Origin of the sequence: Pseudomonas sp. 15A4, from assembly GCF_016925575.1 — a bacterium.
GTDB lineage: Bacteria > Pseudomonadota > Gammaproteobacteria > Pseudomonadales > Pseudomonadaceae > Aquipseudomonas.
In genome coordinates this window covers 4,833,868-4,845,814 of record NZ_CP068986.1, presented here as the reverse complement: position 1 = coordinate 4,845,814, position 11,947 = coordinate 4,833,868, and the positions used below count along the sequence as shown (strand labels likewise).

The 11,947-nt window shown below is 63.0% G+C and carries 16 protein-coding genes; 5 read left to right on the top strand and 11 right to left on the bottom strand.

Annotated features, from left to right (window positions below; translation table 11 throughout):
• The first annotated feature begins 34 nt into the window (after positions 1–34).
• The 5 genes from JN403_RS21490 to JN403_RS21470 are packed head-to-tail and all read left to right on the top strand — an operon-like array spanning position 35 to position 3,343.
• Positions 35–259: a type III secretion protein gene (locus tag JN403_RS21490; RefSeq protein WP_065989219.1), complete on the top strand. Its 225-nt coding sequence runs from the start codon at positions 35–37 to the stop codon at positions 257–259.
• A complete protein-coding gene (locus tag JN403_RS21485) occupies positions 246–674 on the top strand; it encodes a type III secretion protein (protein ID WP_205484174.1) in 429 nt (142 codons plus the stop codon). Before JN403_RS21490 ends, JN403_RS21485 begins: the two co-directional genes overlap by 14 nt.
• A 1-nt stretch (position 675) precedes the next feature.
• Positions 676–2,781 (top strand): type III secretion system outer membrane ring subunit SctC, encoded by a 2,106-nt coding sequence (sctC, locus tag JN403_RS21480; RefSeq protein WP_205484171.1) that lies wholly within the window; start codon positions 676–678, stop codon positions 2,779–2,781.
• Positions 2,778–2,981 (top strand): HrpT family type III secretion system protein, encoded by a 204-nt coding sequence (gene hrpT / locus JN403_RS21475; RefSeq protein ID WP_074891941.1) that lies wholly within the window; start codon positions 2,778–2,780, stop codon positions 2,979–2,981. The genes sctC and hrpT overlap by 4 nt, the downstream gene beginning before the upstream one ends.
• A gap of 2 nt (positions 2,982–2,983) precedes the next feature.
• A complete protein-coding gene (locus JN403_RS21470) occupies positions 2,984–3,343 on the top strand; it encodes a type III secretion protein HrpV (protein WP_122536377.1) in 360 nt (119 codons plus the stop codon).
• A gap of 1,079 nt (positions 3,344–4,422) precedes the next feature.
• Here JN403_RS21470 and sctU read toward each other — a convergent pair.
• From sctU to JN403_RS25700, 11 genes are all read right to left on the bottom strand, one after another.
• Positions 4,423–5,499, bottom strand: a complete 1,077-nt coding sequence (gene sctU / locus JN403_RS21465) for a type III secretion system export apparatus subunit SctU (protein ID WP_205484168.1) — start codon at positions 5,497–5,499, stop codon at positions 4,423–4,425.
• Positions 5,496–6,290, bottom strand: a complete 795-nt coding sequence (gene sctT / locus JN403_RS21460; RefSeq protein ID WP_205484166.1) for a type III secretion system export apparatus subunit SctT — start codon at positions 6,288–6,290, stop codon at positions 5,496–5,498. Before sctT ends, sctU begins: the two co-directional genes overlap by 4 nt.
• A complete protein-coding gene (sctS, locus tag JN403_RS21455; protein ID WP_065989232.1) occupies positions 6,291–6,557 on the bottom strand; it encodes a type III secretion system export apparatus subunit SctS in 267 nt (88 codons plus the stop codon).
• Between the two features lie 7 nt (positions 6,558–6,564).
• Positions 6,565–7,218, bottom strand: coding sequence for a type III secretion system export apparatus subunit SctR (gene sctR / locus JN403_RS21450; RefSeq protein WP_122534913.1), 654 nt, complete (start codon positions 7,216–7,218; stop codon positions 6,565–6,567).
• Positions 7,215–7,691 (bottom strand): FliM/FliN family flagellar motor switch protein, encoded by a 477-nt coding sequence (locus JN403_RS21445; RefSeq protein ID WP_205484164.1) that lies wholly within the window; start codon positions 7,689–7,691, stop codon positions 7,215–7,217. Before JN403_RS21445 ends, sctR begins: the two co-directional genes overlap by 4 nt.
• Entirely contained in the window at positions 7,681–8,583 is a 903-nt protein-coding gene (locus JN403_RS21440; RefSeq protein WP_240356732.1) for a type III secretion system protein, read from the bottom strand. Before JN403_RS21440 ends, JN403_RS21445 begins: the two co-directional genes overlap by 11 nt.
• On the bottom strand, positions 8,580–8,915 hold the full coding sequence (locus JN403_RS25710) for a type III secretion system HrpP C-terminal domain-containing protein (protein ID WP_240356730.1): 336 nt from the start codon (positions 8,913–8,915) through the stop codon (positions 8,580–8,582). The genes JN403_RS21440 and JN403_RS25710 overlap by 4 nt, the downstream gene beginning before the upstream one ends.
• Positions 8,916–9,135: 220 nt before the next feature.
• On the bottom strand, positions 9,136–9,591 hold the full coding sequence (locus tag JN403_RS21430; RefSeq protein ID WP_122534910.1) for a YscO family type III secretion system apparatus protein: 456 nt from the start codon (positions 9,589–9,591) through the stop codon (positions 9,136–9,138).
• A 4-nt stretch (positions 9,592–9,595) separates the two neighbouring features.
• Entirely contained in the window at positions 9,596–10,945 is a 1,350-nt protein-coding gene (locus JN403_RS21425; RefSeq protein WP_205484162.1) for a FliI/YscN family ATPase, read from the bottom strand.
• Positions 10,942–11,289 carry a type III secretion system inner membrane ring subunit SctD gene (gene sctD, locus JN403_RS25705; protein ID WP_240356728.1) on the bottom strand — a complete coding sequence of 116 codons (348 nt, stop codon included), beginning with the start codon at positions 11,287–11,289 and terminating at the stop codon, positions 10,942–10,944. The genes JN403_RS21425 and sctD overlap by 4 nt, the downstream gene beginning before the upstream one ends.
• Before the next feature lie 35 nt (positions 11,290–11,324).
• Complete coding sequence (locus tag JN403_RS25700) at positions 11,325–11,933, bottom strand: FHA domain-containing protein (protein WP_240356726.1); 609 nt, start codon at positions 11,931–11,933, stop codon at positions 11,325–11,327.
• Between the last annotated feature and the right edge of the window lie 14 nt (positions 11,934–11,947).

The window sequence follows — 11,947 nt, the reverse complement described above, 5'->3', positions numbered from 1 at the left end:
TCAGGGGTTGAATCCCTCAGTTGGAGCCACCGGCATGATCAGTTTCAAATCCCTGCAAAACCACCTCGATCACTCCTATTCCCGCGCCCAGGACGATATGCAGGACGCCGCCGAAACCGCCTCGGAAAGCGGCACCATGGAAGACTTCCAGGCGTTCAGCGATGCCTCGCAGCAGACCAACGTCGCCAACATGATTCTTAATGAAGGGCTGCGCGCCAAACACGGCATCACCAAAGCGATCATCGATGGAATTCAGTGAATTCAGCGCGATCCTCGCTCAGTGGTGCGAGCGACGTCCGCTCGCGCCGCTGGACTGTTGGATCGATGACGCCAATGCGCGACTGGCGGTGTCGGGCAACGGCATTCGCCTGAGCCTCGATGTGCTCGATCCCTATGACGGCAGCGACCCGCAGCGCCTTGACGCGGTGCTCACCCAGGGCGGCGCCGGCGTGGCCTGTGCCTGTGAGGGTGGGCTGGCCATCGACCCCGACACACGCTGCGTGGTGTTGGTGAGCTGGATTCCCGACCCCTGCAATCCCACGCAACTGCTCGAACGTCTCGAACGCCTGGCCAATCAGCGCGCCGCGATGCTCAGCCTCATGCAAACCTCGATTCGCAGCGCGACCGCCTCGTCGTCCCGCTCGACCCTCAAAACCTGGCAACCGGGAGTGTGAAATGCGCAAGGCCTTAATGTGGTTGCCTTTGCTGATGATCGGCATCGCTGCGCCGGCGTTGGCCGCGGTGCCTGACGCCTGGAAACACACCGCCTACGCCTACGACGCGCGGCAGACCGAGCTGGCGACTGCGCTGGCAGACTTCGCCAAGGAGTTCGGCATCGGCCTGGACATGCCGGCGATGCCGGGCACCCTGGATGGGCGCATTCGTGCGCAGAACCCCCAGGAATTCCTCGACCGGCTGGGTCAGGAGCATCACTTCCAGTGGTTCGTCTACAACGAAACCCTGTACATCAGCCCCACCAGCGAGCAGACCTCGGCGCGCATCGAAGTGTCGCCGGAAGCGGTCGATGACCTGCAGCAGGCGCTGTCCGATGTTGGCCTGCTGGACAAACGCTTCGGCTGGGGCGCATTGCCCGACGAAGGCGTGGTGCTGGTGCGCGGCCCGGCCAAGTACGTCGACTTCGTGCGCAGTTACAGCAAGAAGGTCGAGGCCCCGGAAAAAGCCGAGAAGCAGGACATCGTGGTCCTGCCGCTGAAGTATGCCAACGCCGCCGACCGCACCATTCGTTATCGCGATCAACAGCTCACCGTCGCCGGCGTGGCCAGCATTCTTCAGGAACTGCTGGAAAGCCGTTCCCGAGGCGAATCCATCAATGGCGTCAATCTGCTGCAAGGGCAGGGCGGCGCAGGGGGATCTGCGGGCGGCGTCAACACGTCTTCGGGCCTGAATTACGGCGGCATGCAAAGCCAGGGCTTTGACACCGGCGCCATCGAACAGGGGCTGGATCGGGTGCTGGGTTCCAAGGGCAAGCGCGGCGGGTCGTCCGGCGAATCGGCGAGCCGCTCGAAGATCCGCGTCAGCGCCGACGTGCGCAACAACTCGGTGCTGATCTATGACCTGCCCAAGCGCCGGGCGATGTACGAGAAGCTGGTCAAGGAACTGGACACGCCGCGTAACCTGATCGAGATCGATGCCGTGATTCTCGACATCGATCGCAACGAGCTGGCTCAGCTGTCCAGCCGCTGGAATTTCAAAGGCGGCAGCGTAAGCGGCGGCGCCAACTTGTTCGATCAAGGCACCAGCACCACGCTGTTCATTCAGGACGCCGGCAAGTTCTCGGCAGACCTGCATGCCCTCGAAGGCAACGGCGCGGCCTCGGTGATCGGCAATCCGTCGATTCTGACCCTGGAAAACCAGCCGGCGGTGATCGACTTCAGCCGCACCGAATACCTCACCGCCACCTCCGAACGCGTCGCCGACATTGTGCCCATCACGGCGGGCACCAGCTTGCAGGTGATTCCGCGCTCCCTGGACCAGAACGGCAAATCCCAAGTGCAGCTGATCGTCGACATCGAAGACGGCCAGATCGACACCTCGCAAATCAACGAAGACCAGCCGGCGGTGCGCAAGGGCAACGTCAGCACCCAGGCGGTGATCGCCGAGCATGGCTCGCTGGTCATCGGCGGATTCCACGGGCTGGAAACCACCGACAAGGTCAACAAAATCCCGCTGCTGGGCGACATCCCGGTGATCGGCAAGCTGCTGTTCCAGTCCCGCACTCGTGAGCTGAACCAGCGTGAGCGCCTGTTCATCCTGACGCCGCGGCTGATCGGCGATCAGATCAATCCGGCGCGCTACGTGCAGAACGGCAACCCCCACGACGTCGATGACCAGATGAAGCGCATCAAGGAACGCCGCGACGGTGGTGAACAACCCACCCGCAGTGACGTGCAGAACGCTTTCACCCAGTTGCTCGACGGCGTGACCCCGGTGGGCTTCAACAGCGGCGAGACCTTGCCGTTCGAAGCGGACAGCCTGTGTGATCCGGGTGTCGGGCTGAGCATGGATCGCCAGCGTTCCCAGTGGTTTACCCGCAAGGATTGGGGCATTGCGGTGGTCGTGGCACGCAATACCACCAGCAAGCCGGTGCGCATCGACGAAAGCCGCTGCGGGGGTCGCTGGGTGATGGGTGTCAGCGCCTGGCCCCATGCGTGGCTGCAGCCGGGGGCGGAGAGCGAAATCTACATCGCCTTGCGCCAGCCGCAGGTGTCGAGCAAGGCCAAACAGAACCGACCTTCGCTGCTCAAGGGGGCTACACGATGAACCTGCGCGGTTTGCTTTTGCTGTTTCTGGTGACCGCCACGTTGGCGGGGTGTGCCACCCATGGGTGCTCGGGTTATTCGTGCAAGCGGCCGGATTCCAATGACCGGGAGTTGGTGATCTGGTGGCCGCCGGACATGCGTCAGGGGATTGATGAGCGTGACCATGAGCAGGACTTTACTGTGGTGCCATTGAAGGACTGAGCATGATTCGGGTATCGGAAAAAGCAGCGTTTTACGCCCACGTCGCCGCCGAGCGTGCGGCGATCTGGCCGGTGGCGACGGGCGTGGCGTTTGTCAGTCGACGTGAGCATCGGGACTGGGGCATCGCGCTGCATATCGAGGGCCGGGCCTTGCGCCCGGAGCAGTTGCGCGATGCGTTGGAGCGGCGGTTTTCGCAGGCGGAGTTGTTCAATGACTTCTTTTTGTTTTTGGATGTGCAGCGGGATTTTGTGGTCTGGCATGCGGTGCCGGGGGCGCAGGAGTCGCCGGTGAGTCTGGACAGTATTCGCCGGCAGGAGCTGGAGCTGGCGGGGTTGGGGCATCTTAGTGATGTTTTGCAGTAACTCAAGATCAAGATCCTTGAGATCAAGGGCGTCTGCCTGGGGGCAGACTGTTTCGCCTTCGGCGAGTTACTTGGAAAAGCACCCCAAGTAACCAAGGGTGCTTGCTCTCGGTTTGGTTCCTCCTTCGTCGGAATACCCTCACTCCGGTCTTGCTCCGTGGGCCCGCGCCGAACGGACATCCATGTCCTGACGGCGCTCTCGCCGCATCCCTGCGGCTCGGCCCACTGCGCAAGACCTGCGTTCAGCCTGCACCAAAGTCGCGATTGGCGGTGACTGAGCTTGCTGCGTCGGAAAATCAAAAGCAGATCAAGAGCAGATCAAGAGCAGATCAAGAGCAGATCAAGGCTTCCCGGCTGAAGCCGGTCCCACAGAATGCACGCGCTGCTTTTAGTGGGACCGGCTTTAGCCGGGAAGAGGCCCGTCCAAACCTGACATTCGATCGTCCCCACGCTCCGCGTGGGAATGCATCCTCTGACGCTCCGCGTCACCCCCGGGGCTGAATCCGCGTTGGAAATCCGGGATCGGACACCGTCCCTGTGGGAGTCGTGCTTGCTCGCGAATGCTGTATTGCAAACACCAACTATTCGGCGGATGTATCAATGCCTTCGCGAGCAAGCTCGCTCCTACAGGGAGGTAGTCGTGTCTGCAAAACTGCCAGCGGCCATACCGGCCTCTTCCCGGCTAAAGCCGGTCCCACTAAAAAGCAACGCGGACACCCTGTGGGACCGGCGGTGTCTCTCGTAGGACCGGCTTCAGCCGGGAAGCTGTTGCTTTGCTTTGGATCTTGATCTTGATCTTCAAACACATAACTCCCAGACGACACAAATCGCGACTTGGGTGCAGGCTGAACGCAGGTCTCGCGCAGTGGGCCGAGCGGCATGGATGCCGCGAGAGCCGCCCCCGCCATGGATGGCGGATGGCGGCGGGCCCACGGAGCGGGACCGGAGTGAAGGAACCCTGACGAAGGAAGGGCCAAACCAGGAGCAGGCACTTTTGCTTACTTTTGGTGCTTTTCAAAAGTAAGTCGCCGAAGGCGAAACAGTCTGCCCCCAGGCAGACGCCCTTGATCTTGATCCTGATTAAACATCGTCAATTCTAATGACTTCGTCCGGAACGTCCTCAAGCTGCCGCACGATCTGATAAATATTCGCCACCGCCAGCAGCGTCGTCCGCGGGATGTACTTGCCCGCCTTGACCTTATAAAGCGTCCGCGCCAGCCAGATACTCTGCACCACCGGAATCCCTGCCTTCTTCGCCCGCGCAATCAACGCCAGCGCCTCATCATCCTCACCCTTACAGTGAATCTGCGGCAGCGGCGTCGTGCCGGGTCGGTAATACAGCGCCACCGCATAGTGGGTCGGATTCACCACCAGCATGTCCGCATCCTCCACCGGCTTGGCCGGCGCGGTCGGTGCCTGGTTCAACAACTCATGGGCGAGTTGCCGCCGATGGCCCTTCACATGGGGGTCGCCTTCCGACTGCTTGTACTCCTTCTTGATGTCCTCATGGCTCATCCGCAGCTTTTTCGCGTGGAAGTACTTCTGCAGCGCAAAATCCACTGCGCCGATCACCAGTAGCAACCCCAGCGTCGCCCGCAAGATATGCCGGAACACCTGCAACAGGGCATGCCAGTACGTCGTCAGGTCCGTGCTCGACAGCAAAATCAACGTACCCAGCGACGGCTTCACCACGACATACAGCGTCGCGGCGATGGCCGTGGCTTTCAAAATGCTGAGCAACAAGGTCGTCAGGCTCTGCGCCGAGAACATCTGCTTGGCGTGGGCGAACGGGTTGAGCTTGTTGAAGTCCAGCTTCAACGCCTTGGGCGCAAACAGAAACCCGATCTGTATCCAGCTGCCCACCAGCCGCATCAACATCGCGATGCCGACGCTGCTCAGGATGAAGCCGACCAACACGGTCGCGCCTTCGCTGGCGACCTGTTCCAGCGTATGCATGAAGGGCTGGCCAACACCCTGGAACGACAGCGTCATCAAGTGCAGCAACCGCGCGACGCTTTCGTCGGCAAGGCCGAAGGTCACTTCGCTGACCACCAACAGCACCAGCAGTTTGCTCAGGTCCTGGCTCTGTCCGACCTGGCCTTTTTCCCGGGCGTCGCGCAGCTGTTTGGGCGTGGCTTTTTCGGTTTTTTCGCTCACGGCACATGCACCAGTTGGCCGAGCAGGTGCTTCAGATCGGCAAGTTGCATGATCTGGCCACTGCCCAGTTCCAGCAGCGTCGGCAGGTAGATGAGCAGGAAGGCGATGCCCGCCATGCTCTTGGCCGGCATGGCCAGGATCGATACGTTCAGTTGCTGCGCGTACAGGCCGATGATCGCCAGCGCGGCCTCGATCAACAGCAGCAAGCCAATGAATGGCGCGGCGTAGAGCATCATGTGCTGGAGGGTCTGGTTGAGTTGTTCGAGAAACAAGTCGAGCCCGTCGACGGTCATGCCGGGCAGCCAGGCGGTGGGCGGCCAGACCTGATAACTGTCCCAGATCACCTGAGTGATCAGCGATAACCCGCCGGACAGGATCACCAGCATGATCAACGTTTCCTGAAACAGCTCGCCCAACGGCGTCGCGTCAGGCCCCAGCGCCGGGTTCAGCTGGCCGCCGCTCAAGGCGCCGCGTTGGCTGTCGAGCAGCGCGCCCACCGAGGCGAACATCCAGAACGGCGCGTACAGCAACAGGCCGAGGAGGGTGCCGAGGACGGCCTCTTTGAGCAGCAGCGCGCCGATGGAAAACCAGTCGTCGTTCATGCCCGACAGCGCACGGCTGATGCTCGGCGCGGGCACCATCGAGACCACCAGCACCACCGCGTAACGCAGCGGGCCCTTGAGGTATTTGAAGCAGAACGCCGGCACCAGAATCATGCACGGCAGGATACGCGCCGCCGCCAAGCCCATGCCCAGCATCAGTTCGAACAGGCCCTGGGCGTCGAAGGGCATCTAGTGCGCGCCGCCGGATCGGGCAATGAGGTCGAAGGCCAGGTTGATGAACTGAATCAGCTCGACACCGATCCAGCGCCCGGTCATGGCCAGGGTCAGGCCGACGGCGGCGAGCTTGATGCCGAAGGGCAGGGTCTGATCCTGGATCTGCATCAACGCCTGCAGCAGCGAGGTGATGACGCCGACCAGCACGGCGACCCCCAACGGCGGCGCCGTGAGAATCACCACCAGAAACATGCCCTGTTTGAACAACGCCAGCGCTTCCATCACCGCCTCACATGTACGAGTAGAAAAGGCTGTCCAGCAGGCGCGTCCAGCCTTGCACCAGCACGAACAGCAGCAGTTTGAGGGGCAGCGAAATGGTCATCGGCGAGACCATCTGCATGCCCAGCGCGAGCAGCAGGTTGGAGACGATCAGGTCGATGACGATGAACGGGATGTAGATCAGAAAGCCGATCTGAAAACCGGCCTGCAACTCGGACAACACGAAGGCGGGGACGGCCAGCAGCAGGTCGCTTTTGCTGGCCTGATCGGCCATGTCCTTGGGCCACATGCGCTGGGTGTTGTCGAGCAGGTGGGCCACGACTTCCGGGTCGGTGTTGCGGCTCATGAAGCGCTGCAACGGTTCGATGACGGTGCTGGCGCTGGCCTGCAACTTTTCGGTGCTGCCCATCTCCAGCGGGTGATCGTGAACCCGCTGTTGGATTTCGTGGGCGACGGGGGCCATGACGAACATGGTCGCGGCCAGGGCGATGCCGTACAGCGCCATGTTCGGCGGCACTTGCTGCACGCCGATGGCGTTGCGGGTAATTAGGAGGGTCATGGCGATTTTGAGAAAGGCCGTGCAGACGATCAACAGAAACGGAATCAACGACAGGGCGCCGAGGAACAGCGCCAGCATCACCGGGTTCATCCCGTCCATGATCATGCTTGGGACGCCATGCGCGTAATTTGCAGACCGAGGCGGCCCTCGACGCTGACCAGTTCGCCTTCGGCGACGACACGTTCGCCGTGACACAAGGTGGCAAAGCCGGGCGTAACGCCGTTGACGGGTAATACGGTGCCGGCAGCGATGCGGCGCAGGTCGCCGAGGGTCAGTTCGAGGCTGCCGCAGCGCAGGGTCAGGGCCAGCGGCAGTTGATCGAGGGAATCGAGGGAGGGGTGGGTTTCCGCTGAATGAGGCTCGTAAGGTTCGTCCGCGTAGGCATCAGAGGCGGTTTCATCCTGCCACTCGCTTTCAGTGGTTTGATGCTCGGCGTCGTGAAAAGCTTCCCGGCTAAAGCCGGTCCCACGGTCGACAGTCTCAGGGCTGAAGCCGGCCCCATTGTTCAGAGCGTGCTCGGTCGACTCATCGTCGGCAAGATCCTCGATCTCGTCTTCGTACAATTCTTCATTGACCATGTCCCAAGTCTTCCTCGTGGCTGAACCGTACATACAGCTGCTCGGCGCGGCTGTCCGTCTGCACTGCCCATTGCCGACCCGCCAGTTGCAGGCGCCCGCCGCCTTCCTCGTCGAAATGACACAGCGACGGCAGCAGCACGTCCCCCGGTTGCAGCGACGCCAACTGATCGAGGCTCAACGACAGCTCGCCCAACACCAGCGGCTGACGGATGGGCCAGTCGTGCGCGACGTTCTGCCGGTGCGGCCGCCAGTGGTGGCTGCCGAGCAGTTGCAGCATGACCCGCGCGTCGGCGCAGAGCTGTGCGTGCAACACCTGCGAACCCAATCGCAGTTGCAGTCGGCAGGTCATTGGCGCGTCATTCGGACTTTCGCCACAGGCGGACAGCGCAGTGATATCGCTGAGTGGCCGCAAGGGGCAAAGCAGTTCCGCCAGTTCTGTATTCATGCGTTGATTCACCAGCTGCCAGTACCACGGCTGATGGTCGCCGCCGAGGGTGACCGGTAGTTCACCCAGCAGACTGAGCACCGCTTCGGCGTCGCTCAGGGCGAAGGGGCCGATGGCGCTGTCGAACCAGGTCAGCGATGACTTGTTCCTGGCTGAAGCCGGTGCTGCGAGGGGCGAGCCATCCCGGTTTGCATCGTTGGGCATCGATCGCAGGCTTAGCTCGCCGTGCTGACCCTGGGCGGTGTAGCTACAGCTCACGCCGGCACCCAGTAGACGCGAAGCCTCGGCGACGTCGGCGCTGACTTCCCGCATCTTCAGCGGACTGAATGGCGGGTTCCCGGCTAAAGCCGGTCCTACGGTGTTCAGGTCGCTCATGCCCACGTTCATGCCCATGTTCATGCCCGAGTTCGTGTCCGAATACATGGTCAAGTTCATGTCTGGCGTCATGCCTGCGACTCCTCGTGCAACGACAGATCAACGTCACAGCCCAGCGCCTGCTCCAGCGCGGTTTCGCAGTTGCGTTGGTGGGGCTGCAAGCGTTTCAGCACGCCACGTCGGGCGAAGCCCAGTTCGATGCTCCACTGGTTGTCGCGCTTGCTGGCGTTGACCTGCACCTTGCCCAGATTGGGCATCAGCAAGGTCAGGCTCAACGGGCCGTCCGGTTGCTGGGGCAGGCGTTGCGCGAGTTCGTCGATCAATTGCGTCGGCACGCCTTCGGTGGGAAACAGCGTGCTGAAGCTGCTGCCGGCAAAAGCGGATTCGCTTTGCTGCTCGGTCACCGGCGGCACCAACAGCTGAGAAAAAACATCCCGTCCGCACTCAACGACGCAGGCGAAGCGGACTCATCGCACAGCCGACGCAGGCGTTCGGTATCGGCGCGACGCACAGTGGCCAGCGGCTGGCGCGTTTCACTTGAGGACGCGGGAGAGGGCGAGGGCGTCCGGGACGGTTCAGCGCGCGGTTGCGGCTGTGGGCGAGGCGGGTGTTGCACCGGGCTGTTCATGACGATTCACCTTGTTCGTTGAGGGCCTCGGCCAGACAGGCGAGTTTTTCCACGGCGCGTTGGGACGCTTTCGCCGCATCTTTCGCCTCGGCCAGACGCTGCTGTTGTTCCTCGATACCTATCTCTTGGCGGGCCATGTCCTGACGGATATAGGCGAGCCGGTCGAGCATGCGGTTTTCCTTCTCGTGCCAGCGTTCGAGGTCGTCCAGCGACATCGCTTTGTTGACGTGGGCGCTGCTCAGCACCTGCCGGCGTTCGCGCTGGTTATGGCGTTCCTGGGTGTAGGAGTCGCGAGTTTGTTGCAGGTGTTCGTGCAGGTGCTCCAGGGTTTTCTGCGCCTGCCGTTGCGCGCGCTCGGCGCTGGCCTGGCGATGCTGGCGCAAAGGCGTGAGCACGCTGATGACCTGTTCCATGGCGAGGGTTTGCGGATCGACTTCAAGCGCTTCTTCCACGCCACTACTCCGGCAGTTGCGAGGTGAGTTGCATCAGCGCCGCCAGGGTCTCTTCCAGCGGTACCGGCTCGCGCAGGTCCTGGCGCAGGAACGCATTGATTGGCTCGTTCAGCCGTACCGCGCAGTCGGTCACCGGGTCGCTGCCGGGCTGGTATTCGCCCAGGCGCAGGAGCATCTCCACTTGCTTGTACGCCGCCATCAAACGGCGCAACCGGTTATTCGCCTGCTGGTGCTCGCGGCCGGTGACGTTGCTGATGATCCGGCTGATGCTGGCCTGCACGTCGATGGCCGGGTAATGCCCGCGCTCGGCCAGTTTGCGCGACAACACGATGTGGCCGTCGAGCAGCGAACGCACCTCGTCGGCGACCGGGTCGTTCATCGAATCCTGTTCGATCAGCACGGTGTACAGCGCGGTGATCGAGCCTTTCTCGCTCATGCCGGCCCGTTCAACCAGGCGCGGCAGCAGGGTGTAGACCGAAGGCGGCAGGCCACCGCGCCCGAGGGGTTCGCCGGCGGCAATGCCGATCTCGCGCTGGGCCCGGGCGAAACGGGTGAGGGAATCCAGCAGCAACAACACCTTCAAACCGCGCTCGCGGAAAGCCTCGGCGATGGCCGTGGCGGTGAAGGCCGCGCGGGCCCGCTCCATGCTGGAGCGGTCCGATGTGGCGCAGACCAGTACCGAACGCGCGCGCAACGTGGCGTCCAGCTCGTGGTCGAGAAACTCGCGCAGCTCACGGCCTCGCTCGCCGATCAGGCCGAAGACGATCACATCGCAGTCCATGTTGCGCGCCAGTTCGGCCATCAACGTGGTTTTGCCGCAACCGGCGCCGGCAAACAAGCCGACCCGCTGGCCTTCGCCGAGCAGAATCGCGCTGTCGATGGCGCGCACGCCCGTGGGCAAAGCCCTGCTGATCCGTGGCCGCTGGGTCGGCGGCAGGGCGTCGGCGATCACCGGCAGGGTCACGCGCCGATCACCGGGGCCGGCGAACGCGCCTTCTGAATCCCCCAGCAGCGGGCGACCGAAACCATCAAGCACGCTGCCCAGCAAACGGTCATCGACGCCGATGCGGTGAGCCATGCCCAGGGGCTGAATGTGCGCCCCGACCTGAATGCCGTCCGGCGTGCCCAGCGCACTGAGCAACGTGCAGTCGCGGGTGAAACCGACGATTTCCGCGAGCATGGTGCTGCCATCGGATTTGCTCACTTCACACAGGTCACCGACCTTGGCTGCGGGGATCTGGCACTCCAGCAAAATGCCGCTGACGGCGCTGACACGGCCGCTGACCTTCACCGCAGAAAAGCCCTTCAGGCGCTGACGGTGGGCGGATTTCCATTGATCCAGCGAGGCGTTCACCAGCTCACCTCGTAGTGGCGGTCGCCGTCGAACTGGATGCGGTTGTCATCGATGCGGGTCAGGCGCAGCCCGGCCAGTTCGTCGCCGACGTACAGCCGTCGACCGTCCGCCGTGACCAGGTGCGCGTGGGGCCCGGACATGATCTGCACGATGGTGAACGGCAGGCCACTGGTGCCGGCGGCGACGTTATCGATCAACGCGACCGGCGTGTCATAGCGGTCCTTGAAACGCTGGAGCATGCGCTGATAGACCAGCTGCGATTCCGGCTTGAGGTTGCCGCTCAACGCCAGACCCTCAGGCGTCTGCTCCACGCTGACGTCGCCCAGCAGTCGTTCGCTGAGCATGGTGTTGAGCTGGCGTTTGACGTCATCGACGCTGGTCAGCCGGATGCGTTTTTTGCCGGCAGCTCAGTCGTTTTGGCCTTCTCGTTCGAAGGTCTGGCCGGCTGATTGGCCTGCTGCGCAAGTTGCTGCGCCGGCGAACTGATCGCCAATTGCTCTGAGGCGGGCGTCGCGCTGCGGCTCAGGCTCCAGGCGCTGCCGGCGATGCCGAGCAACACGCCGATGACCACGCCGGTGGTGCGGTTGAAAAAGCGCGAGTGCGACTCGACCTTCTCCAGCGGCGCGCTGGCCGGCGCCTCGGCCTGCGCGGCATGCTCGGCCCGCGCCTGAGGAATCACTGCAGGCAGCGAAGGCCAGGGGTCCTGCGCCGGAGACACGCACAGCCAGACCGAACCCAACACAAACGCGCTGTTAGGGGTGAGCAGGGTGCTGGCGTGAAGATGCCCCTCGTCGTCAGCGATCTGGCCGTCGGCAGCGTTGAGCAGCCAGGCTTCGCCCTGGCGTTGCAGGCGACAGTGCAGCTGTTCGACGCCGGGATCGTGCAGCGCCAGATCCTGATCGGCGTCAGCGCCAATGCCCCATTGCTCACCCACCAGCGGCAGCGCGGCGCCCTGGTGCAGGCCGGTCAATACGCGTAATTCAAACATGTGACGCTCTCCAG

Excerpts from the sequence above, each read along its gene's own strand:
- sctD (WP_240356728.1), bottom strand. The coding sequence starts at position 11,289 with ATGCTCAGCGAACGACTGCTGGGCGACGTCAGCGTGGAGCAGACGCCT.
- JN403_RS21485 (WP_205484174.1), top strand. The coding sequence starts at position 246 with ATGGAATTCAGTGAATTCAGCGCGATCCTCGCTCAGTGGTGCGAGCGA.
- JN403_RS25700 (WP_240356726.1), bottom strand. The coding sequence starts at position 11,933 with ATGTTTGAATTACGCGTATTGACCGGCCTGCACCAGGGCGCCGCGCTG.
- hrpT (WP_074891941.1), top strand. The coding sequence starts at position 2,778 with ATGAACCTGCGCGGTTTGCTTTTGCTGTTTCTGGTGACCGCCACGTTG.
- sctT (WP_205484166.1), bottom strand. The coding sequence starts at position 6,290 with ATGCCCTTCGACGCCCAGGGCCTGTTCGAACTGATGCTGGGCATGGGC.
- JN403_RS21445 (WP_205484164.1), bottom strand. The coding sequence starts at position 7,691 with ATGGTCAATGAAGAATTGTACGAAGACGAGATCGAGGATCTTGCCGAC.
- JN403_RS21470 (WP_122536377.1), top strand. The coding sequence starts at position 2,984 with ATGATTCGGGTATCGGAAAAAGCAGCGTTTTACGCCCACGTCGCCGCC.
- JN403_RS21440 (WP_240356732.1), bottom strand. The coding sequence starts at position 8,583 with ATGACGCCAGACATGAACTTGACCATGTATTCGGACACGAACTCGGGC.
- sctC (WP_205484171.1), top strand. The coding sequence starts at position 676 with ATGCGCAAGGCCTTAATGTGGTTGCCTTTGCTGATGATCGGCATCGCT.
- JN403_RS21490 (WP_065989219.1), top strand. The coding sequence starts at position 35 with ATGATCAGTTTCAAATCCCTGCAAAACCACCTCGATCACTCCTATTCC.
- sctR (WP_122534913.1), bottom strand. The coding sequence starts at position 7,218 with ATGATCATGGACGGGATGAACCCGGTGATGCTGGCGCTGTTCCTCGGC.
- sctS (WP_065989232.1), bottom strand. The coding sequence starts at position 6,557 with ATGGAAGCGCTGGCGTTGTTCAAACAGGGCATGTTTCTGGTGGTGATT.